The sequence below is a fragment of the Pseudomonas sp. Irchel 3F6 genome (genome assembly GCF_900187595.1).
Lineage (GTDB): Bacteria > Pseudomonadota > Gammaproteobacteria > Pseudomonadales > Pseudomonadaceae > Aquipseudomonas > Aquipseudomonas siliginis.
This window is the reverse complement of the sequence record NZ_FYDP01000005.1, coordinates 266,572-288,151: the sequence shown is the minus strand read 5'-3', so window position 1 is coordinate 288,151 and position 21,580 is coordinate 266,572. Positions and strand designations below refer to the sequence as shown.

Sequence of the window (21,580 nt, the reverse complement as noted above, 5' to 3'; positions counted from 1 at the left end):
TGTTAGTTATAGAGGGATCAGATTCTAATCGCATATACCAAGGGGACTATTGCCCAATTGCTCTACGTGCATTCGCGACCCCTCATGCTGCGAGAGCTTCCTTCATTACTGACATGTCTACGAACCTGCCACCAGAGGCAGTTGCATTACTGACCGGACAAAGTCTGAGCACCATTATCAGGTACAATAAAGGCCACCACCTACTTCTGAACAAACTACAAGGCGCATTCAATAACAAAGATGCTTCATGGTATCTGACAAACCCTTTCAACCCATCATTTTCGATGATGGATGTAAGAGACCATATCGAAGACGCAGTACGGCAAGGTCGCCTTCCCAAGATTGTAGATAAGCTTGGCTTAAACTCTTTTCCAACCTCTTCAAGTCCTCGTGAAATGACCGGCTTAAAACTCATAGCGACTGATAGGTCTCTACGCTTGGGAGCTTGTTATACACACATCTGCCCATACAACTTCATTTGCCCGGAGTCTATCTTAATAAAATTTGGCGGACTGAAGAGGTGCTCTCAATGTCCCTTTGCAGTTTTCTCAACTCATAACCTGCCGGCAATCGAAGCTCACCGCCAAAAATTGGCCGAAGACTACCTCAGCACCGTTGAGATCGTTCTACAACACAGCGCTAGTAAAGAGGTCTCTACTGCAGAAGTCAGCCGTCTTCAGGAAGAGGTCAAGAGCGCAGCTAAAGATGTGATGAGCTGGATGTGGGTAGAAGAATTCTTGTGGGCTAAAATTGAAATGCAGCAGCACGTGGATGAAGACTCACAAGATAGAGACTTAGTGGTTACTGACGGTGAAGCCGTCCTCAAGGAATTATCACGTTCAGAGTACAAGCTAGACTCGGTTGAAGGCTTCCTCTCAAGACTTAATAGCGCCTGCACGCACCCAGAGTCCCTCTCCCGGAGCTTCGAATACAAGATAGACCGTGCAACTCGCTTACTGATGATTAACGATGGCAAAACCCTGGAGGCTGCAACGATGCCTTCCAGCTTCCCCAGCGCTGTAAAACTGGCAGGCATGCTTCGCTCCACTCTTGAATTCAAAGATATCGACCTTGATCAACTTGTTCGTTTGATCAACCTAGAGGACAAGCAATGGACGCAGGCTTTGCTGTCATACCGTCCCTCTAAAGAATCAGATAACCAGCCGTGATAGCGTAGCACTTGAGGGGTGAAATGATGGTCTCAAGTAACTTCTATAGATGGCAGCAGGATCGCATTAAAAACCGCTTGGAAATTATCGAAAGCGTATTAAGTGAGCTCGATGAGCGCAGGACGAGTTTCGAACTTATCACATATCTAGCCAAGCATCTAGCGGAAGCGATTTCGTCCGCCGAACGTAAAGCGCTATCGGATGTCAAGAATCTTGGCGTAAAGGTTTCTACGGTGAAGACGTGTAGGGCTAGCAGCCTTCTTAAGAGCAAAACCTATCGTCCACGCCTTGACATGTGGTTCTTGAAGAATGCTGGTGAAAACATCAAGGAGAGCGCTGAGCTAACCGAGTTGCGGTTCAAATTGTTAAAGCTCAGCAACGAACACGCGATTGTGAAGGACGACCTTCGGATACTTCAGGAGCTGCATGGCCGCAAGGTTGATACTTATCAAATAACTACAGACCGCAATGATGGGATGACGATTGCCCAGATGGTTATCGAGCACTTTTACGAGTTTTGTGAAATACATGAGGGAGCACTGGTAGAGCCATCACCAGCCCGCCCAACAATCGTTGCTAGCCACTTATTCGCCGCATACTTGAAGTGGAGGAACAGCATGTATTAATTGATATTTAGAATGGATAATCACCTTCATACCGGTCACTGCCTGCCTCATCCAGGCCGAACTCATCTATCGTTCTCACTGTTCTATCCATTAATGGGCCAGACACGTCTTTGAGCACCTCCTCCCTGCGCTCCCAGTATGACTCGAGCTCAAGTCTTCTGAGTTCATTCAGTCGTCCAGCCCTCATGAGAAAAGCTGGTCATATCCACAGATATTACCAGGGCGAATCGAGCTCACAACTTTCCCCCTTAAAGCCAATCAAAGGAACACCCTCCAGCATCAGGTGGTTCAAACATGGAACTCTTTTAGGTAGGCCAGTGCCGCAAAGGCGTCTTGGGTAGGTTGTGCGCGCCTTTCGGGCCGGCTGTCGTGAACCAAGCCGCTGCCGCGTATCGGCTCGCTGGGCTTCCACCCTCGCGCCTACGCGATCCGCTTGCAAAGCATGGGAGCCATACAGTTCCGGAAGACAATTAATGGAGAGTGGGCATTACGTTTTGCTGGACTGTATGAGGGTAAATCTTGAGACGCAGTCGCCAATAAACCAGCCTGCCGACGCCAAACCTCGACAAACCGGGTGCCGCATTTTTCCACCCCTATCAGACGTCAGTGTCCTCCTCGTCCGGCTCATCTGTAATCCGGTAAAACCCTCTCCCTGGATGCCCGCAATAGCTTGGAAGATCACCGGAGAGCCAGGAATCGCGCACGCTGAAATATGAACAAGGCACGCCGTGCTCTTGCTCCAGTTGCTTGCATAGCGTTTTGACGATCAGTTGCCTCTCTTCCAGATCACGCCCACGGCCAAGTTCGGTCAACGTACCGAGATACCGGCCAGACTTATTCACAACTACGAGTCCAGCCTTCAGAAGAGCTCGGACGTAGGGGTGGGAATTATCTTCGAAGTAAACCCAACAACCGCCACGTTCCTGGATCTCCCCTTTCAAGGATGACGTTTCAAGAGCAGAGATCCGCGCCTTAAAATCTGCCGCAGCGACGGCGGCATCTTCATCGGAAACCGTAACGCCTGATTTGAAGTCAAGGCATGCCGCTGTCATCGAAGCTTCCTGCTCTGTTGCAGTGAGCCCATCCAGTTCCTTCGGCAATCGCTCACAGACCAAGAGATGGTCAAAGTGATCCACTGAAACAACCTGCTGGTCAATCAGGCACAAGATGTCGTACTGGAGCCTCAAGGCATCAGCCTCGGTGGCTACTACCACACCGATTTGTGACCACTTCTTTTGGGCCAGATCTATCCCCGGCAGCTTATCTCCCAGGTGCCCTTCTCGCTCAATTTTTTCGATGGCGCGGCGATAATTCAGGGTATAAGGCCAGCGCCATTCCAACTCCGCCGTCTGATTACCGAAGATATCAAGCTGACCATCCAGATAGCGGTACTGATTGCGCCAAATCTCTTCCTGGGTCACAGGCTCCGACGGGTGGCTTGCTTGAAGCATCGCTCGCAGGTTTTCACCCCGAACTACCTTCGTTGCGCCAGCTTGCTCTGCTGAATGCGTAGGGAACGTGATCGCGTATTGAGTGACTGCACCACTAGCCGCTGCCAAGCCATCTCGAACAGCGACTAAATCAGAGACGCTAAAACCTGAAAAACAAACAGCAGGATGGCGTCCCTGAATCGTCGCATGCCCATTCCTGACGCCGAAGGTGGCCCAGATGTGATGGAAGCGAATAGCAACCCTCAATAGGAACCGTCTAGGCCAGCAATCTTCAGCCCAACAGTTAAGAGCGAAACTTTCCGGTATGAAATCGGGCCGTGAGCCGCTAGTGAGATCGACGTCTCGAAAATAATGTACGACGCGATTGGGCTGTTCGACATCAGTTCGCTGCGCCATATGAGCTCCTTTTTTTAGGACAAGCGGCCTTCGCCTCTTAATTAGAGGTTTTTGATGAGAGTGTTTTTGTACCCTTGTAGTGCATAAAAAATAGACCACCCAAGCACTTCAGGCAAGTAACCACGCACAAAAAAAAATATAAACTTTTCACACCAAAAAATAATTAAGCACTTATTGACTCAAACACATAACACCAAAATAAAATCAAATACATTACAAGCACAGATAAATCAACAATACGTATAAATCTTTGTCAACGATCCTTCCACCAAACCAACAACACCCCTAAATAACAATACGCTCTCATAATTACGACCCCATATTTCCGTGCCAATAGATCGTCTAGATTTTCTATCTATATCAATGGTTTGGTAGCCCCCCACCTCGTTGGTCGGCGCTTACTCAACCAAGACATCCTCATGCCGCCCTTACACACTTACATTAAGTCTCCAATTTTTCCCGACCGACAAGCTAAAGCGCACGACTTACAATGACAAACGAAAGGTATATATATCAAACGCTCTTCATAAGCTTATATCGCTATCAAATAGTGCAATGAAGGGCTTGGGTATACTTTCAGGATACTGTTCATCCGTCGCAAAATTTTTAGACACATCAGTTATTTCTTGACCACTTCACCCCCTTGGTCTTCAGTTCCGCTACCACCTAGGAGATAAGTCGCTATGAGATTTTCGTCCTTGTTCCACCTGGAATGCGCTCCCGTAGCTCTCGATGATACTTTCCACTACGTTGTGCTCAGCACTCTTCAGTGGAAAACACCCAATCTTGATCTGATGGCAACCGCTAGCAAGCAGCGCTTCGCTGTCCTCTATAACCAACCCTTAGGGGACAGGTTCGCCATTGAGACTCTAGAGCAGGCACACATCCAAGGCGCAATGTCCGGGGTGAAGCTGGTTTCCGTCCACAAAGACGTACTTCGTATCTTCTTGAGTGACGAAGTGGCGGGCGCCACCTTCCCTGCCATCGAGGCCTTGTGGGATCCGATCAAAGAACTGGATCTCAATCGAAGGCTGGAGGTTGTTTTTTCGTGTGAACATGAAGTCTATTCTGGCCGTTCCGAATACTTGTTCTGGTCTGCAGCCAAGGAAGTGCTTGAGTCGAATAGCCTGGGGATTGAGCGGTATGAGACACCCGTTCTCCATGACTGCGCAGAGGAAATATCTAGCGGCGATGCCGTCACTTCATCAGTATCATATCGTCAATCTACCTCCTCTGAAGCAGCAATGCCCAACGGATTCTGCCCGCACGTACTGGAGAATGTAGATTCCATAGTTGGTCACTCCAGTTCTTCGATGTTGGAGTGTTACGTCTGCCCGCCTCCAAACTGGAAGATGCCTAGAAGTTTCGTCGAACGGCCATAGGACAGGACGAAGCATCGCCACACTTGAGAGCGATTGGCATGGGATCAAAGCGCAAACCATTCATTATTTGCAAAGCAATCAGTGAGGCTGTGCTTCGGTCTGGTGAAGAAAGTGACTGGTCAGCATTCCAGGTTATAGAGATATGGACATTGGCCTCTATCCACCTCACTGAAGAGGTAACCGGGGCCTTATTCGAGGAAGTTCTTTCCAGGTCAGGCTCTGCAGCGCTTTTCCGTAGACGCAATTACAAGGTTACTGGATGTGATGTGCTCGGCATCAATCTGCCTCCTGTCCACGCGTGCAATCCGATCCATATCCTCAGCGAAAAAGCGCGACGCCTAATCAAGGAGAACTGGCCGTTAATGGACTCACCGGTCGCTGACTGTCAATGGCACGAGTTCAGTGATTCGTTACTGATGGTTCTGATTAAAAAGAAGGTTGTCTCCAATCGTCTGAAGGGTAAGAAACTCGAGCAAGACTTAGGATTATGAGCGTAGGAATTTTACGATGGGGCGGTCTTGGACTATTGTTTCTTTGGAGTCACCTGGACTCCTGCGGTCAGCTTGCATAGCCAATGCGCACCAGGCCAGAAGACCCTATTTCGCCCACCTGTCCTGAAGGTCTGTCGAGTAGCTGACATCGATAATAGGCCTGAAGGTGGTACAGGTGGGTCGAGAATGCCCCCCCATCCCTGCCTCCTTACTTCCGATTACCTGTAGTCATCCAGCTCACATCTCCGCGCCGCCCCGCGCGCAACCAACAACGATGCTGATTTAGACCAACGCTATTTACTTCTCAAAGAATCTTCGCATCAGGCTCAAGGTTTTCCAAAACCAACCGTTTGTCATAGGTATGTACTCCCTTTGAGCAAACCGCTTTGATCCCACCAACCGATGATTACGCACAGCGTTTGAGTGCTGCCATTCCGTTTCCCAAGACGATCCTGGGCAACCGCCAGCACGGTGCCTGGCAACGTCTGATCAGCGTCATCAAGTCCTCGGAAACCCTATCTGCATTTGATAAAGCAGCAGCCTATATAGAGGGCTACGCACATGCGCTGATCGACAGCGACCAGATCGACATCTCCATCGAACGAGATGTGTTGATCATCGAGACTGTCGACGCCTGGCGATGCGCCCGTGTTGGCTCCAGCACCCCCACCTATTTGTAGCCACCAGTGAGAACCATGACTTCTATTTTTCAACGCTATGCCGACGACGAACCGTCTGAGTTACGCATCCAGATGCCGCAGCGGGTTCTGGCTACAACCGTCAGTCATAACCCAATTGATGTTCTCGTAGGCCACTGGGAAATGTATCTTGTTGACTCCTCCTCCGCTCACGATAGGTTTCCATGGGCTGGACGATTTGTCATGGGTATGCCCGTACCCACTTGGGCGCGCGGACTGGAATGGAACCTCAGTCAGAAGGCTCGTTTCATTACCGCTGTTTGGTCAGGGACAGACCTGGGGAGCTACCTCACGAATGACTGGTACGGGCCAGAAAGCGGTAGCAGGGCATTGGCGGAAAACAGTGAAATTTTGATTGATGGCCAGCAACGCCTTCACAGCCTGGAAGAGTATCTCCTCGACCGTTTGGCGATTCCTGATGCACAAGGACAACCAAGAATTTGGTCTGAGCTCGGCAATGGCGAAAGGAAACGCTTTCTGTCGACGATCTTTACCCACGTGAGGGTGTCGTCTGGTGACGAGGTGGCATTGCGCAGAACATACGATCTTTGCGCGCTGGGCGTAGTGCCTCGGTCATTTGATCAACGAGCTGTTCGGTAATCTGTGCATTTCCAGTAGGCGGGCGTACCCCTCCGGGGGCGGCTGTCGTAAACCGAGCCCCGTGATGACGGGTCTCGGCCCTCCGGGCTTCCATCCTTACGCTCTTCGACCATCGTGATCTGCGCGCTCCGCTTGCACAGCGATCCGACTCACCTTCGTGCTTGGACATTGGCTACCGCTCCCACATACTGCTTAGCATCCGATCAAAGATGAGGCCGGGCAAATGGGTTGGCTATTTTGGAAAGACAAGCGGCCCGCGTGGGTTCAGGCAGAGGAACGGGAATTCATCAAGGCTGCGAACCGCTTAAAGACGCTTCAGGTCACGCCTCGCGGTGGCATGCGCATTGACCCGGAGGAGATCAGGGATCAGATTCTTGAGGCCCGAGAGTTATACAAACAGCTGGTTCAAAAATAACGGTAGTGAGTAGGCAACCTGCTTGCAGCCACAGCCCATTCGCACGCGTTCAGAGATGTAAAAATGGTGCTCGATGGAGGTCTATTCACTGACGCCATGGCCCCCAGTTCGGTGGGTTCTGAATGATATCGATTGAGGTGCTGAGCTCATCCTGCATGCGCTCAAAGACTCCATCTAGGGTCGGGTAGGCATTCGACTCCCTGAGTGTGCTCACCAACTGCAGAAGCTCTCTGCCCTGCGCCAGGGGCATTTGAATATCGCAATAGACAGTGTCTTTATCGTCCGTCATGCCCATCTGACTTCTCCACTCAATCTAGTCGGCTCTGCGCTCCGCTACTGCGATAGCTGTGCGTGCCCTAAAGGGAAAAGGCTCTCGTAATCCCTGGCTCCGGTGAAGCACGCCCGTTGATGCCGAATGCCAGCTACCGGACGATGACGCGACGCCCTTAACCTGAGCCGTGACTCGGCAAGCTCAGTGACATATACCCTGCCAATCTTCCGCGAGGACAAGAAACTTTTTCATATCATCTCGCATCATGTACTGCCAAATAAGCGCTTCATCCTCAACATTCTCATCAATCTCCGGCTTACCCACCAGATTGATCAGATCTACCATTTTTCCGAGTAGCTGCGTTCGATCAGCGCGCTCACCGTGGTCTTTAATCCTAGCTACACAATCCGTTAAATCCATCCAAACTCGAGCATGATCAACACCGAGTGAAACGGCCAACTGCAATGAGTTTGAAAATTTTGGATATCCCCACTTGGCGATGAAGGCTAAAGATAGAAACTGTCTCAAATCGGGCTTGCCATTTAGCAGAGTCTTGGACTGGGCGACTTCTTCGACATCTAACGCATGAAATTTACCGAGTGGCTCTGCGTGAGCCGTCACTCGGTCGTGAAGGAAGGTTTCAACTAAAGATGACACCAACGTGCTGAGTATTGCCTGAGTTTTTTTCTCGGCTCTTCGTCTCGGTATTAACTCAATAATCAGATAAAAGAAATACGCTGATATCACCCCCGTGAGCAAATCGCCCGCGATATCTTCGAAGGCATCAGACTGAAGCGTCGTAATCAGTCGGGGCCATTCATTCATGGCAGCCGGCACATCGAGTTTAATCTTCACGATTAGCAGTAGGCCGAACGCAATCCAAGCACCGCAAAACAGCCAGAATTCCCTGCGATCCTTCAAGAAACTAAACATCCATATCTCCGCGATAACTGGCCACGTATAGCCCAGGCAGACAGGCGAGCGGTTAGCTTACTTTGGTAAGCCAGCGCCAGCTGCCTCATTTCTGTTGATGTGTTCTAGCACGCGTTCTAGGAATCGGCGCTCTTCCCCATAGAAAAATGCAGAAGGTTTATGAACCGCCAAGTGCTTGATGTCCTCCTCCCACTCGCCATACCAAGCGTCTGGTTTGTCGACATAGATACCAGGTCGGTCGGCGAATTGGTCGCCGGTGATGTCGACAATCAGGCCGTCGACTTCAAGCCAGGCATGTGAAGCGCCGTCCTTCATCCCGCAAACGTAGAAGAATTCGCCGATCCCTACGGTGTTCAAATAGTCGCCCATGACCTCAGAAATGATCCCGCAGCATCCGCGTGGAAAACCTTGGATATGCATAGGGACATTGCCAGTCTGTACCATCGTCTCGACTGCCGACCCGAAGGCACCTGCCAACTGAAACACTGCTGACCAAGCATCTCCTATCCCCCATAAAGAAGGGCCCCGCAGGGCCTTCCATTTGTACTCAACAGATTTTACTGGGCCAGCCAGCTCTCGACCGTATCGGAGCCATGTTCGGCTTTCCATTCCTTCAGCACTTTGTGATTGCCACCCTTGGTCTCAACCACTTCACCTGAGTGAGGGTTCTTGTAAACCTTGATGGCGCGAGCCTTGCGGACGCCCTTGGTCTGAGCGACTACAGGAGCGCGGCGCCTAGAAGATTGCGGATCGAGAATCGAGACGATGTTGCGGAGGCTGTAGCCATACTCGCCCAGAAGATCGCGGAGCTTCTTCTCGAACTCGATCTCACGCTTCAGACCATCATCGTTTTTCAGTGTTTCAAGCTCTGCCAATTGGGCAGCAAGCTGTTGTTCAAGCGCGCGGAATTCAGCGAGACGGGACATCTAACACCTCAGATATTTAGTGTTGCCAGTATAGTCAGCACTTTCCAAAGTAGACAATCGAAGGTGCCCTCCGACGCCTAACGCTGACGCGCTCGCCTTGCAGACATGTGAGCATCCAAGTGCTTCATCTCAGCCTGCCATTGAGCCAGAAATTTTTCCCAATCATGGGCGTATGGGCCATCGATCAGGCGCGTCGAGCCGATGCTCGCTTGTAGAAAACGCTCACGCCACGGCTGCGGAATACTGGCCTCGTCAACGATGTTGATACCGGAACTGTGGCGCTCAATCAGGACTGCTTTGCGGACAGCATCAATATCGAGATGTGGATGACTCTGGTTTAAGTCGACGCGCTCTTGGTCTTCAATGTCGTCAAGCACATTCAAAATAGTGGCAGCTTGTGGGTCGCCCGGCACCAGGTGCGAAAGTGTCCAGAGGGCTTTGCGCCTAACAGACTCACGCGTACGAAGATCATCAGCCATGTTCAGTGCCTCGATTGGAACCGGCAGTCAGTCGACGATAAAGTTCGGCTAAGAGACGAGCATCCAGCAGCGCGTGATGTGGAAGTTCCGGGAGCGTCACGTCGCCGATATCCTCCGCTTCGAGATGCCTGAATAGCAGGATCAGGTTGATTGGACGATTGGCAACGTTAGCTGGCCAACGGTGATTTACGTAGGCCAATTGGCAGAAGAGATCCCAGTCCCAATCCGGCGCGTCCGAGCAAATCTCGAGCGGGCCTTCAAGGTTGCTCAAGAAAGCGAGCAGTGAGGTTTGAGCTTCGACCAAGGGTTGTCCATGTTCAGGAAGATTAAGCTGAGGCAGGACGTTCTGGATCACGAAGTCACTGCAGTCCCCAACTAGATATGTATCTGTGAGCTCGACGTAAAACTCGTGCCCGGCTTCGGACACGAGCGCCAAGGAAATCAGCTTCGTATCTCGGTTCAGCTGTGTGAACTCACAGTCCAAAAATAGCTTCATCTGCTCCTCCCTGTGAGTACCTGGTTCATGCATGCCGGTGTACCTTTGGCAAAACGACCAAAGCCGACTGGTTTCTTTTATGACTTTAATCTATTGCCCTGACGAACCTACGCCTGCGCTCACAGCAAGAGAGGTTTGCCAGGTACTGCGCGATGCGATCTTTGGGCGACGTACGATGATCAGAGCATGTGCTCAGACTTGGGACGAGCTCTATGCCGGGATGTTCATGATCGACGTCGAGGGATGGAGCATGACGATCTTCAACGACTGTGAGGAGCTCGATTATCGCGGAGGATGCGTGAGCCCAGATGGGAGGAGATGGTCGTTCGATTCAGGTGATAGATTCGGAACGGATCCCATTGCCATGTTATCGACATGGGAGCATCAAAATCTTTACCGAACGGTGAAGGCCCTCTAAGTCGGGCAGCATGTTATTGGGCGTGCCCACCGGGGCGGCTGTCGTGCACCGAGCCACGTCGTGTCTCGGCCCTGCCGGGCGTCCATCCTTCACGCCTGCGCGCTCCGCTTGCTCCAAGGCTTGGCGCCTCTGACCCGTGCCTTAGCCATGCCTGTACCTCGTATAGCCCTGCCCTCGAAGCTTAACGAAACAAATAGGCCTTAGCCTTAGATGATCTCCAGGGCATTGCAGCATTACGAGTGCAGTTTCGGCGCTCGAGGTTACTTATCCAACTTTCCATCCTGCCAGCCATCGTGGATGCCCCGTCTATGTGCGATCAAGCTCTCCACAGCCTCGCAGACCGACAATCCTTCGTGCTTAACCGCACCTTTTTTCCTCTTTACGTTTCTACATCGATCCTTTATCGCTGCTGACGCAGGGCGAAAAGAGTGTTGCGGCAATCTAAGCTTTCGCGACAACTGGGCTTTAGCACTGCGCATGACGACCGATAACGTAAGCATGGCCGCATTGCCAGCGGCCCTACGAGCGCATCTACATGTCATTCATTAGTAACCCGAAGCCAGTGCGAAGCGATCTTTACGCCTTGCTTGGTTTTTACCTGTTTTCCATTTTCTTGCTTGCCATTGCTTGGGAGTTCGAGCTTGAGCCCCTGGCCATGCAGCTTTTGGGCTTGCCCTACGACGGCCACTTTGAAACATCTGAACGTTGGCGTTTCGTCCTGACCTCGACCGGTTTTGGCATACTGGCGATGATTGTTCCTCTCATCTTGTTGAAGCGCTTGATAAACCGTCTCCATCATAGCTACAACAACCTAGTTGAGGCTCAAGCGCATAGCGACTCGCTGGCTCGCCACGATCCGCTGTCTGGTCTGCTTAACCGCCGGTTTTTTCATGAGCAGTTAGCTTCGCGTCTAGTGCAGCCGAATTCAAACACCGCCGTATTCTTGATTGACCTCGACAACTTTAAAACTATCAACGACACACGCGGCCACGCCGCTGGCGATGCTGCCATCTGCGCCGTCGCCGATACGCTACGGGGAGTGACTAGCGGCTGGCATGCGGCAGTTGCGAGACTCGGAGGGGATGAGTTCGCTATCGCGGTCACAGGCGATTTCAGCCGTCTTGAGCTAGCAACATTGGCGGAGAATGTTTTAACTCAAATTGCCACTTCGCTTTCAGGTTTGCCAACGCTAGCTTTCACCGCAACCGTGGGTATCGCCGTCTCACCCACAGATGGTGATAGTGCCGAAACCTTGCTTCAACGCGCTGACAGCGCAATGTACCGAGGTAAAAACAACGGTCGCGCAGTATTTTATTTTTATGAAGCCAGCTTTGAACAAGAGCAGCGTGAACAAGCGCATTTCGAGCAGGAGCTACGGCAGGCAATTGAAGAGCTGCAAATCCTTCCTTACTATCAACCCATCGTTAGCCTACCTGATCAGAGACTGGTAGGGTTCGAGTTACTAGCTCGATGGATACACCCCGAGCGCGGCATGATCATGCCCCAGGATTTTATACCGCTGACTGAACAGTTAGGTCTGATCAAGCAACTCACTGAAGGCCTGTTGCTACAAGCTTTCGTCGAAGCGCAAAAGTGGCCCCGCACCCTGACCCTAGCGGTAAACGTTACTTCATTGATGCTCGAGAGCAGCGACTTTCCGGAATGGCTGGAGCGTTTGGCGCGTAGGGGCAACTTCCCGCTGAGTCATTTAGAGGTAGAGGTGACTGAAAACGCCCTCGTAGCCAATACGAGCAATGCGCGCCTCAACCTAGATCGGCTGCGTGGAATCGGAGTCACCGTAGCTCTGGACGACTTTGGTACGGGTTATTCGGGGCTGTATCACCTGACGCAGTTAGCTGTCGATAAGATCAAGATTGATCGATCATTTTTTACCGAATCCCTTTGTAACGAGAGCGAAATGGCCAAGGCCATTTTAGCTTTAGGCAAAAGCCTGAGCATGCAAATTACTGCGGAAGGAGTAGAGCATGAGCATTTGGCGGATTGGCTGGCCCAGCATGAATGCGATTTCGCGCAAGGTTACTTATTTGGGAAGCCCCTACCTGCCAAACAGATAAAAGAGCTAATAGAGAATAATGAAACTTCCGGGCCCCTTAGAGCATCTGCTTGGCATTCTGCTAGCAGCGTCTCGGGGTACGACCGGGGCTGACGGTGGAATGAGCGCTGACAGAAATTCTTGAAGCGCATCTGAATGCTACAGAGTTAAGCGCGGACAGTTCAGATACTTTGCAACCTCCTTTGGACTGTCCCCGGAGCTGTAAACCAGCTCCGTATTCGGAGACCCGGATATTTGTTTTTGCCGCTTGGAACATGACCCTCCACGATTTTCCGCCATCTACCTTCGTAAATCAGAATCTGCAAGATGCCCAAGACGGACTTGATAACCTACACCTCGGCATTCAATTCCGAACTACTCTGAATCAATTCCATCGATGTGCTCGGCAACCAAAGCCGCCGAGCGCAACCAAATGATGAAGGGGGGTGAACCTCCTTCATTTTAACCGATTTGCAAATCGCCCTACTGCGCTTACGACTTGCTTTGCACCCTCTTGAATTTTCACGATGACCGAGCCAGCTTGGTTGGCCAGAACTAAGCCTTGCTCGGCTTGGTGCTTACTGCTTGCCATGTCCTGCACGGCTTTATTTACCAAGTCTTGATTCTTGCCCACCACACTGACAATTTCCTCCGTAGCAGCACTGGTACGTCCTGCCAACTGGCGCACTTCATCCGCTACCACCGCAAATCCCCGCCCTTGCTCTCCAGCCCGAGCAGCTTCAATGGCGGCATTGAGTGCCAACAGATTTGTCTGTTGAGCGATACTACTGATGGTCTGCACCATCGAGCTAATAAGGTGAGATTGCTTGCCCAAGTCCTCGATACTCAAAGATGCAGACTGCATGACAAGGGATATGCGCTGCATTGTGTCGACAGTTTCCTGAACAACCTGCGCACCCTCCTGAGCGGTAGAGTCGGTCTTTTGGGAAATCTCGTAGGCTATGCTTGCCGCTTCGTTAACCTCAGACTCCCGATCAACTTGATCAGTTACAACAGTAGCAAACTTAATAAATTTGTAGAGTTTATTCTGCGCGTCGTAGACAGGATTGTAGGTGGCTTCTAGCCAAATTGTGCGCCCGTAACTATCAACGCGCTTAAAACGCCCTGCTACGAACTCGCCGTCGTTAAGGGCTTTCCAAAAAGCGGAATAGGCTGGTGATGAGGCCTCATCATGTTCGCAGAACATGCGATGGTGTTTGCCTTTGATTTGGTCGAGATTATAACCCATCGCTGTTAGGAATGGGGCATTCGCATTGAGTACAGTGCCGTTCAAATCAAACTCAATTACTGCTGTGGATCGCGAAAGCGCCTTTATAAAAGCTTCATTCTCTCGAGCGAGATTCATTGACTCTGTGACGTCTCTGCCAAAAAATCTAATGTGCAGCAGTTTTCCAGTTTCATCCTTCATAGGCTGCCATATCCCCCATAACCAGGCCAAACTACCACCAGCACTCAGATAGCGGTAGTTATCGCTTACTGAGCTGCCTATTTTCACAGCATCACGTAAGTTTCGGTAACATGGAAGGTTGACCACGTAGTTCGGAACGATCTCACTAAGAGGCCGCCCTATAAGGCTAGTGCTATACCCAAGACAGCTAAGAAATTTCGAATTGGCATCTACTATGTTAAAGTCTTCATCGACGGTTAGCGCTAATGTCTCTTCAGTGAGACCCTTCAGCAATTGCTGGCTCAGCGCTAGCTCGTTTTTTGCTTTTTGCAACTCTTGCTTGATATTTTTGTTGAACATGCCTGCCACCGAAGGATTCACCGAGCGTTGCCAAGCTATCGGCAACTAAAGCACAAGCTTGACCGACATTCGATAAACGGGCAAAAATCTAAGATGACCAGCTGACTTTGTCCCTTAGGTTGCAGTGCGAAGCGCCTGAAATGACAGCATTAAGAAGGACACCTATTTTCCTTAGAAAGAGATAGGTAAACGGTTGTAATGATGATAGAGGCAACGATATGCGTGGGAAGCTTATGGGCCAGGAGGGTGGCACCGCTGGGGCCAAAGGCAAACCGGCGATGGTTCATGAGTCTTGAGTCAAGACACAGCGCTTGGGTAGTGGCTGAGAGCTTCGGGAGCATGATCAAGCTTGACTAGGTGGAGCACATACCTCAGCCTGCGCGAGAAACTCGGTTCGCACTTGGTAATAGTCTTCAATTATTCCAAGAGCACTATCCACACAGCGTGTTGAGTGTCGATCACTTCAGGAGCTCAGGTGCTTAGCGGCAGCATTAGCTTAACACGGCGTGATGTCCGGGTTGGTTGTGGCAAGTCCATTATGAATTGTTTAAAAACCTCACTTACTCGTAGTAGTCTTTTGAACAAGAGCTTTAAGCTCCCTCAGCACTTCTTCTAAAAGCGGAAGAATTTCCTCTGGTGACTGAGCGATCCCGCCAGTGTCGTTAAATCGTATCCTGAGCATTCGTCCGGGCTGCCCTTTCAGCCAACCCACAACTCCATGCCATACAGCAGGGATTCCAGCTTGATAGAGAGGGATAAAAAATTCTATGTAATACCGGCCTAAATCATACTGCCAATTTTTTTTCCAGTCGCTTGCGCCCGCATCGTTGAGACTAAAGGGGTGCAGTAAAGCCCTCAACTCTGCCTGAAACACTGCGTCTGCAATGGGCAAGTCTGTGGCAGCACAGGTCATCCTCAGGTGGAATCCACTTAACTGGCTCATGAAAACAGTCCTTTGCATGATTTGATGTCCAGACCATTGTGGTGGTTTAACCATGTACTTGGAACTGTTTAGCGTGCACCGGGCCTCGCGGCGCGAGAGCTCGTCAATGAGGCTCAGTAGCTTCGGGAGGGAAAGGCATGTAGCACCATTGCGACCGCACTGCGCTCAGGTGCCATTCAGGGTAGTGATAACATGAATTACCCAATTGAGCTATCTTGTTCTATGACTTCTCCACGGTTGAGTTAGCCTACTCTAGCTTGTGCCTTGCAGCTCTGTGAGTTTCCAAGTGCCACATCTCAGCTTCCCATTCAGTCGAAAATTTATTCCAGTCTGTGGCGTAGGGCCCACCAGCAACTCTGGTCGACCCGATGCTTGCCTGGTGGAAACGCTCTCTCCAAGGTTGCGGAATAGTCTGCTCCAAAATGATGTCGATTCCGGAGTTATGGCGGATTACCGAGACAGAGTTACCAACCTCAATAAGTTTGAGTGGCTTATCGCCATAAGAGGTGACGTTTCGCTCTTGGTCATCGAGATCATCGAGGATGGCAAGGAGGTCGGATGCGTTTGAATCAGCGGGGTGGAGACAGGCAAGCGCCCACAGAACCCTTCGCCTAGTTTTCTCACGCTCGCGGAGTGCATTGCAGGTCATTTAAGCCTCCTTCTCACAAGCTGGGCGGTAGTTATGGCGTGCCGTCTTCGGCGGGTGGCTTGCGTGAATCGAGCTGTGGCAAGCCACGTCTCGGCCCTACGGGCTTTCATCCAGCACGCCTGCACGCCCCGCTTGCTTTGATTATTTGAGTTCGTCCGAAAATCTTAGTGCGCCTCTGGCGGGTGCCTGAGGTTGTGGTGATCACCTAGTTCGCACCCGGTATCACACACGCGTCTGTCCAGGTCACACGTCACAAAGTCATGTGCAACGAGCAGGACACAGCAGGTTTCATGAATGAAGTACCTCTACCATCGCGGCAAGAATCAAACAGACACTAGCGACGAGAGTAAGCCGTAATCGCATTGGCAGATACCAGGCGGGCAAACTCATAACCCGCAACAGATGCCTGTCTTGCTGAAGATGGGCAACCAAGCAGACGACCAACACAACAGCAAGCAACCCAGTGGGATTGGCAGTAACGTGGCGACCCAAGCGACAAGCGCAGGAATGACACTCCAGATAAACCGGTCACGACGCTGCTCGACGCTTATGTCTTGCACGGTCATGGCGAAGCCCCAGTGCAAGGCTCCCACGAAGCTCAGGATGACTGCGCCATAGTTAACAAGCGCGATTTCAAACAACGTCCGATAGTCGAGAGTGAAAGGGATCAGCAGCGCCAGAAAAATAAACGGCAATAGACCGCCATAACCCAACAATCTGACGTGCTTTGGCAGGGAGGTTGAATGCAACGCGTTCATTAGTATTCCTCGCGGTGAGCGACATTCAAGACTGTAGGCTCAAAAGCCCCAGCTTGGGCGAGATATTGATGACGAGGTGGACTAAATGACTGAAACTTTGAAGCTATCGGCGTTTTTGAATTTATGAAAACAGGGGCCATCCGAGCTAGGTGGCCTGCAAAAGTTAAAGTCTGGTTAAGCTCTCAGTAGCCCACCAGCAAGGTTGTTCAGGCGGGCCACTAAAGCAATGTTTGAATGTGAACAACGAAATGCGCAAAAAATTCAGTCACGGTCAGCAATTACCGCTCAGCAGACGCTCCAACTACGAATCATCCCAACGCCATTGCCATTAGCTCCGTCTTCAGGAACACCCTCTCGAACTTTCAGAGCCTAGTGTGCGGGCCAAACGCTCCTCAATGCGCGGCTACGACATCTGTACGGGACACGACCTACTCGGATGCTCCGCGTTCTAGAAGCACTTCCAAGGTGCACGCGATATTTCGCTTACACTCATGCAACCGTTCCGTTTGCTCCGGTCGGTTTCTCTGGTTAAGGGGTATTGCTTGAACGTAAATTGGGAAGGATTGCTGCCGATTCGCGGTGAGGTCATCGTCATCGAGGACGACCCAACTCTGCAGTCGCTCATGACAGATATCATTGATGAGATGGGTGCTAGGACTGTCCCGTTCGCTACGGCGGATGATGCGCTGACCTACCTGCTCGAAGCATATGGCGAATGCGCCTTAGTGATCGCCGATCATGGCGTCCCCGGACAAGTCCAAGGCGTCGAGTTCATAGAGATGGTTAAAGGCAGGTGGCCTCACATCGCTGCGATACTTACCTCGGGTTATCTGATCGAGAGCACCGAAGTGCCAGCTCAAACCATTTACCTGCACAAGCCTTGGTCGCTGGATGAGATGGTTGTGGCAGTGGCGGAGCTTCTGCAGCCCGGAAACCCCATAAGTAAACGCTGAGCCTGTCTTCAAAACCGTGAGACCACGCAGGACTTGGTTGGTGTGGAGCGGATGAAGCTGTATCTCCGCTGTCCTGATTCAATACTGGGGTGAACTCCCTGAATTTTTTGAATTTTTTCCCGCTCAATGACTCCGTTAGCGAAGAGCAGACGGAGTAAGTCATGGAAAACAGTCTATTCGTCATCAACTACAAGCTTCATGGTGTGCCGAAGTCGTTCATCATCCGTAGCAAAGCGATGCAAAACGCTGATGCCTGGCACTGGGCTAGTTGCGACTCGGGCGTAGCTCCCATCCCCAGGCCCGGTCGCCCGCCACTGAAAATGGTGTCCAAACCTCAAGCCGAAAAATACGGCATTACCGATGTCACTTGGCGAACCAGCTCAACGTAGCAGTGCGTTATATGGCGCGGGCCTTTGATAAGGCCGCTTCGCGTCGCAGCCCTACCGCAGAGTCCGATTGCCGGCTGAATGCACTGGCACCAGTATTGGAATCAAAGCCTGAATCTATCAGTCGTCTACTCTCACAATAAAATCGAGGTCACGATGTCGCCTTTTGATATCCAGCGGATGCTGATAGACGAATTTCCCTTCACGTTTTTGCTGGAGGTGGGTTTCAGGGCCACTTTCGCATTCCTTGCAGTGTTTCTTTTTTTGAAATCCAGCGGTCGACGAGGGATCAGACAGCTTTCACTTTTTGAGTTGGTCGTAATTTTGACATTGGGCTCAGCAGCAGGAGACGTGTCCTTCTACCATGACGTTCCGCTGCTGCCGGTCGCCGTAGTATTTCTCACGCTCCTACTTCTTTACAGACTTACCGTGCTGATAATGACGAAGAGCAAAAGATTCGAAGCCTGGATGGATGGGGTTCCGGTAACCGTCATCCGTGACGGTCTCTATGAGCTCAAATCTTTAGAAACGCTGAACATCTCATCTAACGAATTGCTGATGGAGTTACGACAGCAAGGGGTTGAACATCTCGGACAAGTAAGGCTCGGTCTCGTTGAGACCGACGGCGACGTCAGCCTTTATTTTTTCGAGCAGAAAGACCTGCGCCCTGGGCTGTCCGTTCTACCATTAGAGCACCGTACCGAGTTTCAAACTGCGCCCACAACGGCTCTGTACTGCTGCGTAAATTGCGGTTTCGCTCAGCATATTCCGGAGGCCCAGCGGGCAAATTGCTCTCGATGCGATCATGAAGTTTGGTCAATTGCGCTCACGACACCCCGCTGCCGATGACGACGCTCACAGTAAGGCTAGGCTCACGCCTTCCGCGTTATGCGTGCCGGGTTATCTGTAATTTATAAAAGAGCTAAACCAAGGGAAAACTCACCGTGAAGGTCGTGCCTTCGTCAGCAGTAGAGTGCATTGAGATATCCCCCCCGTGGGCCTTGGCGATTTCCCGAACTATGAAGAGACCAAGCCCCACGCTGCGGTGATGCCCGTCATGGTTTGAACCACGGGTCATGGGCTCGAAAAGCTTGGGCAGAGCGGACTCAGGAATTGCCGGGCCGAAGTTGTGAACCGAAATGCTCACGCGGTCAACATCAAGACTCGATACTACAGTAATCGGTTTTTTATGGTCTCCGTAGGCGGCACTGTTAGCGACTAGGTTACCAATGATTTGTTGAATGCGATCAGCGTCGAGCTCGACATTCCCCTGCCCAACAGATTGGTGCTTAAGACTTACATCTGGAAAGGTCATTTTCAGCTCTGGGATGCTCTGAGCCACCACTGAATGGAAGTCAACTGCTGAACGCGAAACGGATATACCTAGCCCGACCCTAGCCAGCGCAAAATCCAAAAGATCAGTGATCATTCGATGTGCACGATCAGTAGAGCTGCTGATGTGGCTCAGCATCTGCTTTTCTTTCCCTGAAGGCATTTTCCGCGCGAGTATCTCTGCAGCCATTTTGATAGCCGTCAGCGGGTTCTTGAGGTCATGGCTAACGATAGCAACCATTTGCTCAGCAAATAACGCGCGCCGTTGAGCTTTTTCATAAGCTTTATTTAGCTGCGCCTGCGCTCGCGACAACGCTGCATCAGCAGCAACCTTAGTCGCGAGGAGCTTCTCAGCAAGGTGCCGGGCTTCCAGCAGTTCACGTTCGTACTTATCCCGGTCGGCGGTACAGAACAACGCCAAATGATAAACAACGCCGGACTCATGCTGATGACGAACGCCGTTAAGCAGCATCGAAATTGTTGTCCTGTCTCGATGTTGCAGCTCCAGCTTCACCTCGGCCAACGAACCTTGCATTTGTATTAACGGCGACCAGTGAATCTGATGAAAAACACGTCCGTCCATCGTAAGGAGGTCTTGAAAGCGCCGGCCCTCCAGATCGGTTTTTCCCCAACCAATCCAGGTACAAAAAATTTTGTTGGCGCGCAGGATGCTGCCGTCTTCCCGAGTAACAACCAAACCACAGGGCGCGTTTTCAAAAAGCGACTGCGGATCAGGTATTAGGTATGATTCATCAGCCATCACCGCCTTCCGTTCAGGGTAAAAGAAAACTGTCCATGGCTTCCCGAGTATCCGCTAGAGGCTCATGTGCGGACAGTCGCCGACGTAAGCGACCAATATGAGTGCCCACACCCTTGAAAAAAATCACATTTACCTATTCATCGCCAATGCACGACACTCCGAAAGACCGATAGATTTTCAGACGCAGCATGTATTCTAGTCGGCAAGGCGTACGCCGTCACCGTGACAAAATCGATTACACGAAAGTTCAAATCCAAGCACCACCTGTACCCCAATCAGTTCAATCCAAGCCCGCAAATGATCGATCAAAATAGATTAGGTTTAATTATTGAACAGTGGAGTCGTGGTCATTGCAATGCTCAATCAGTTGTCGACATCTAAGGTCGGGGGCAAATTCAGATGAAGCGTCGGCATCGACCCATTCACGGATTTCTCCTTCAGGGTGATGGAAAAGAGACTCCTCAGGGCGTACACGCGAGTATCGGCGGGGTTATTTTTCCCAACGGACAGTATCGGAGCTAATTACTGGCCTGCGATTGTGCCCAAGCCTCTGACTGACGAGCCAAAGCCTTGTCGCTTGTACGGCTACGACTTTCCCCTGGAGCACTTTCTTTTTGAGGACATCGGCCCTAATAACGTAGCTACCGCACTCAACGCAATCAACAATCGCACCATGAAAGTTCGTTTCAATCACCCGAGCCGACGCCCCACATATTGAACAGCTCATACGTCACTCCTTGTCAGTCGTTGAACTGTAGCCGAACCCTAATGACTCTCAATGTTTCATGCGAAGCCACATGGATTTTCTCGCCAGCGGAAGCCGTTTCGACTTGGCATGGAAGCACGCATAGGGGCCACTGAAGTTTTTTGACAGCTGGATGCTACTCAGCGGTAAAGTTTTCCCTTTCTACCGGTCGACCATCAATGGCAGGCAATGGATCGGTTTTGATTCCCGTGAGAATTGAAGCCCAAGACTCATAGGCTTGCTTGTGACGAGATACCGCATCATCCCAACGGCTGCCTGTCATTTCGCCGGAGACGACCAGCATCATGAGATGATTCGTGCTTGCATCAAGGTCAAGCAGAAGGTGGTGGGCGTTGAATCGAAAGTCGTCGGTCGAAGGCATGATGTCACGCATATTTGAGGGTGTGGGTAAGAGCGTCGACACTCCCATATGACATCATTATGGCATTATCCAGCGTCGTTAGTGAGACGCGTAGACGACC

Annotated in this window: 20 protein-coding genes and 3 pseudogenes; 9 read left to right on the top strand and 14 right to left on the bottom strand. The window is 51.2% G+C overall.

The window, feature by feature from the left end:
• Positions 1-113 precede the first annotated feature (113 nt).
• Both CKW30_RS27035 and CKW30_RS18705 read left to right on the top strand, forming a co-directional pair.
• Complete coding sequence (locus CKW30_RS27035; protein WP_143497992.1) at positions 114-1,169, top strand: hypothetical protein; 1,056 nt, start codon at positions 114-116, stop codon at positions 1,167-1,169.
• A gap of 23 nt (positions 1,170-1,192) precedes the next feature.
• Entirely contained in the window at positions 1,193-1,795 is a 603-nt protein-coding gene (locus CKW30_RS18705; RefSeq protein WP_095181565.1) for a hypothetical protein, read from the top strand.
• A gap of 596 nt (positions 1,796-2,391) precedes the next feature.
• On the opposite strand, the gene CKW30_RS18700 is transcribed toward CKW30_RS18705, so the two are convergent.
• Positions 2,392-3,642, bottom strand: coding sequence for a DUF4427 domain-containing protein (locus CKW30_RS18700; RefSeq protein WP_095181564.1), 1,251 nt, complete (start codon positions 3,640-3,642; stop codon positions 2,392-2,394).
• Positions 3,643-4,325: 683 nt separating this feature from the next.
• On the opposite strand from CKW30_RS18700, the gene CKW30_RS18695 reads away from it, so the two are divergent.
• The 3 genes from CKW30_RS18695 (at position 4,326) to CKW30_RS18680 (ending at position 6,813) form a co-directional block, all read left to right on the top strand.
• Positions 4,326-5,024 (top strand): hypothetical protein, encoded by a 699-nt coding sequence (locus tag CKW30_RS18695; RefSeq protein WP_095181563.1) that lies wholly within the window; start codon positions 4,326-4,328, stop codon positions 5,022-5,024.
• Positions 5,025-5,934: 910 nt separating this feature from the next.
• Positions 5,935-6,195 carry a hypothetical protein gene (locus CKW30_RS18685; RefSeq protein ID WP_256584369.1) on the top strand — a complete coding sequence of 87 codons (261 nt, stop codon included), beginning with the start codon at positions 5,935-5,937 and terminating at the stop codon, positions 6,193-6,195.
• Positions 6,196-6,210: 15 nt separating this feature from the next.
• Complete coding sequence (locus tag CKW30_RS18680; protein WP_095181560.1) at positions 6,211-6,813, top strand: hypothetical protein; 603 nt, start codon at positions 6,211-6,213, stop codon at positions 6,811-6,813.
• 500 nt (positions 6,814-7,313) lie between these two features.
• Here the strand turns inward: CKW30_RS18680 and CKW30_RS18670 are convergent, their stop codons facing one another.
• From CKW30_RS18670 to CKW30_RS18645, 6 genes are all read right to left on the bottom strand, one after another.
• Complete coding sequence (locus CKW30_RS18670; protein ID WP_095181558.1) at positions 7,314-7,523, bottom strand: hypothetical protein; 210 nt, start codon at positions 7,521-7,523, stop codon at positions 7,314-7,316.
• A gap of 177 nt (positions 7,524-7,700) precedes the next feature.
• Entirely contained in the window at positions 7,701-8,432 is a 732-nt protein-coding gene (locus tag CKW30_RS18665) for a hypothetical protein (protein WP_095181557.1), read from the bottom strand.
• Positions 8,433-8,489: 57 nt separating this feature from the next.
• On the bottom strand, positions 8,490-8,852 hold the full coding sequence (locus CKW30_RS18660) for a hypothetical protein (protein ID WP_256584368.1): 363 nt from the start codon (positions 8,850-8,852) through the stop codon (positions 8,490-8,492).
• Between the two features lie 137 nt (positions 8,853-8,989).
• A complete protein-coding gene (locus tag CKW30_RS18655) occupies positions 8,990-9,358 on the bottom strand; it encodes a histone-like nucleoid-structuring protein, MvaT/MvaU family (protein ID WP_095181556.1) in 369 nt (122 codons plus the stop codon).
• A gap of 77 nt (positions 9,359-9,435) precedes the next feature.
• Positions 9,436-9,837: a hypothetical protein gene (locus CKW30_RS18650; RefSeq protein ID WP_095181555.1), complete on the bottom strand. Its 402-nt coding sequence runs from the start codon at positions 9,835-9,837 to the stop codon at positions 9,436-9,438.
• Positions 9,830-10,333 (bottom strand): 3'-5' exoribonuclease, encoded by a 504-nt coding sequence (locus CKW30_RS18645; protein WP_256584367.1) that lies wholly within the window; start codon positions 10,331-10,333, stop codon positions 9,830-9,832. Before CKW30_RS18645 ends, CKW30_RS18650 begins: the two co-directional genes overlap by 8 nt.
• 953 nt (positions 10,334-11,286) lie before the next feature.
• Here CKW30_RS18645 and CKW30_RS18635 point away from each other — a divergent pair.
• Entirely contained in the window at positions 11,287-12,918 is a 1,632-nt protein-coding gene (locus CKW30_RS18635) for a bifunctional diguanylate cyclase/phosphodiesterase (RefSeq protein ID WP_095181552.1), read from the top strand.
• A 343-nt stretch (positions 12,919-13,261) separates the two neighbouring features.
• On the opposite strand, the pseudogene CKW30_RS27940 reads toward CKW30_RS18635, so the two are convergent.
• The 5 genes and pseudogenes from CKW30_RS27940 to CKW30_RS18615 form a co-directional block, all read right to left on the bottom strand.
• A pseudogene (locus tag CKW30_RS27940) lies at positions 13,262-13,699 on the bottom strand (methyl-accepting chemotaxis protein); the annotation flags it as partial.
• A gap of 105 nt (positions 13,700-13,804) precedes the next feature.
• Positions 13,805-14,572, bottom strand: a pseudogene (locus tag CKW30_RS27935) (PAS domain-containing protein); the annotation flags it as partial.
• Positions 14,573-15,128: 556 nt separating this feature from the next.
• Entirely contained in the window at positions 15,129-15,515 is a 387-nt protein-coding gene (locus tag CKW30_RS18625) for a hypothetical protein (RefSeq protein WP_095181551.1), read from the bottom strand.
• A gap of 247 nt (positions 15,516-15,762) precedes the next feature.
• Positions 15,763-16,164, bottom strand: a complete 402-nt coding sequence (locus CKW30_RS18620; protein ID WP_095181550.1) for a hypothetical protein — start codon at positions 16,162-16,164, stop codon at positions 15,763-15,765.
• Between the two features lie 288 nt (positions 16,165-16,452).
• A pseudogene (locus CKW30_RS18615) lies at positions 16,453-16,922 on the bottom strand (DUF3429 domain-containing protein).
• Between the two features lie 542 nt (positions 16,923-17,464).
• Here CKW30_RS18615 and CKW30_RS18610 point away from each other — a divergent pair.
• From CKW30_RS18610 to CKW30_RS18600, 3 genes are all read left to right on the top strand, one after another.
• Positions 17,465-17,875: a response regulator gene (locus CKW30_RS18610; protein ID WP_095181636.1), complete on the top strand. Its 411-nt coding sequence runs from the start codon at positions 17,465-17,467 to the stop codon at positions 17,873-17,875.
• A 161-nt stretch (positions 17,876-18,036) separates the two neighbouring features.
• On the top strand, positions 18,037-18,264 hold the full coding sequence (locus CKW30_RS18605) for a DUF6555 family protein (protein WP_095181549.1): 228 nt from the start codon (positions 18,037-18,039) through the stop codon (positions 18,262-18,264).
• Positions 18,265-18,417: 153 nt separating this feature from the next.
• Complete coding sequence (locus CKW30_RS18600; RefSeq protein WP_095181548.1) at positions 18,418-19,110, top strand: DUF421 domain-containing protein; 693 nt, start codon at positions 18,418-18,420, stop codon at positions 19,108-19,110.
• Between the two features lie 73 nt (positions 19,111-19,183).
• Here CKW30_RS18600 and CKW30_RS18595 read toward each other — a convergent pair whose 3' ends face one another.
• Together CKW30_RS18595 and CKW30_RS18585 are read right to left on the bottom strand one after the other, a co-directional pair.
• Positions 19,184-20,353 (bottom strand): PAS domain-containing sensor histidine kinase, encoded by a 1,170-nt coding sequence (locus CKW30_RS18595; protein WP_095181547.1) that lies wholly within the window; start codon positions 20,351-20,353, stop codon positions 19,184-19,186.
• An 881-nt stretch (positions 20,354-21,234) separates the two neighbouring features.
• Positions 21,235-21,480, bottom strand: a complete 246-nt coding sequence (locus tag CKW30_RS18585; protein WP_177434219.1) for a hypothetical protein — start codon at positions 21,478-21,480, stop codon at positions 21,235-21,237.
• Between the last annotated feature and the right edge of the window lie 100 nt (positions 21,481-21,580).

Coding starts and splice junctions, on each gene's coding strand:
- CKW30_RS18625 (WP_095181551.1), bottom strand. CDS start 15,515: ATGAGCCAGTTAAGTGGATTCCACCTGAGGATGACCTGTGCTGCCACA.
- CKW30_RS18645 (WP_256584367.1), bottom strand. CDS start 10,333: ATGAAGCTATTTTTGGACTGTGAGTTCACACAGCTGAACCGAGATACG.
- CKW30_RS18695 (WP_095181563.1), top strand. CDS start 4,326: ATGAGATTTTCGTCCTTGTTCCACCTGGAATGCGCTCCCGTAGCTCTC.
- CKW30_RS18585 (WP_177434219.1), bottom strand. CDS start 21,480: ATGCCTTCGACCGACGACTTTCGATTCAACGCCCACCACCTTCTGCTT.
- CKW30_RS18705 (WP_095181565.1), top strand. CDS start 1,193: ATGATGGTCTCAAGTAACTTCTATAGATGGCAGCAGGATCGCATTAAA.
- CKW30_RS18670 (WP_095181558.1), bottom strand. CDS start 7,523: ATGGGCATGACGGACGATAAAGACACTGTCTATTGCGATATTCAAATG.
- CKW30_RS18635 (WP_095181552.1), top strand. CDS start 11,287: ATGTCATTCATTAGTAACCCGAAGCCAGTGCGAAGCGATCTTTACGCC.
- CKW30_RS18650 (WP_095181555.1), bottom strand. CDS start 9,837: ATGGCTGATGATCTTCGTACGCGTGAGTCTGTTAGGCGCAAAGCCCTC.
- CKW30_RS18665 (WP_095181557.1), bottom strand. CDS start 8,432: ATGTTTAGTTTCTTGAAGGATCGCAGGGAATTCTGGCTGTTTTGCGGT.
- CKW30_RS18660 (WP_256584368.1), bottom strand. CDS start 8,852: ATGCATATCCAAGGTTTTCCACGCGGATGCTGCGGGATCATTTCTGAG.
- CKW30_RS27035 (WP_143497992.1), top strand. CDS start 114: ATGTCTACGAACCTGCCACCAGAGGCAGTTGCATTACTGACCGGACAA.
- CKW30_RS18600 (WP_095181548.1), top strand. CDS start 18,418: ATGTCGCCTTTTGATATCCAGCGGATGCTGATAGACGAATTTCCCTTC.
- CKW30_RS18605 (WP_095181549.1), top strand. CDS start 18,037: ATGGAAAACAGTCTATTCGTCATCAACTACAAGCTTCATGGTGTGCCG.
- CKW30_RS18655 (WP_095181556.1), bottom strand. CDS start 9,358: ATGTCCCGTCTCGCTGAATTCCGCGCGCTTGAACAACAGCTTGCTGCC.
- CKW30_RS18595 (WP_095181547.1), bottom strand. CDS start 20,353: ATGGCTGATGAATCATACCTAATACCTGATCCGCAGTCGCTTTTTGAA.
- CKW30_RS18680 (WP_095181560.1), top strand. CDS start 6,211: ATGACTTCTATTTTTCAACGCTATGCCGACGACGAACCGTCTGAGTTA.
- CKW30_RS18700 (WP_095181564.1), bottom strand. CDS start 3,642: ATGGCGCAGCGAACTGATGTCGAACAGCCCAATCGCGTCGTACATTAT.
- CKW30_RS18620 (WP_095181550.1), bottom strand. CDS start 16,164: ATGACCTGCAATGCACTCCGCGAGCGTGAGAAAACTAGGCGAAGGGTT.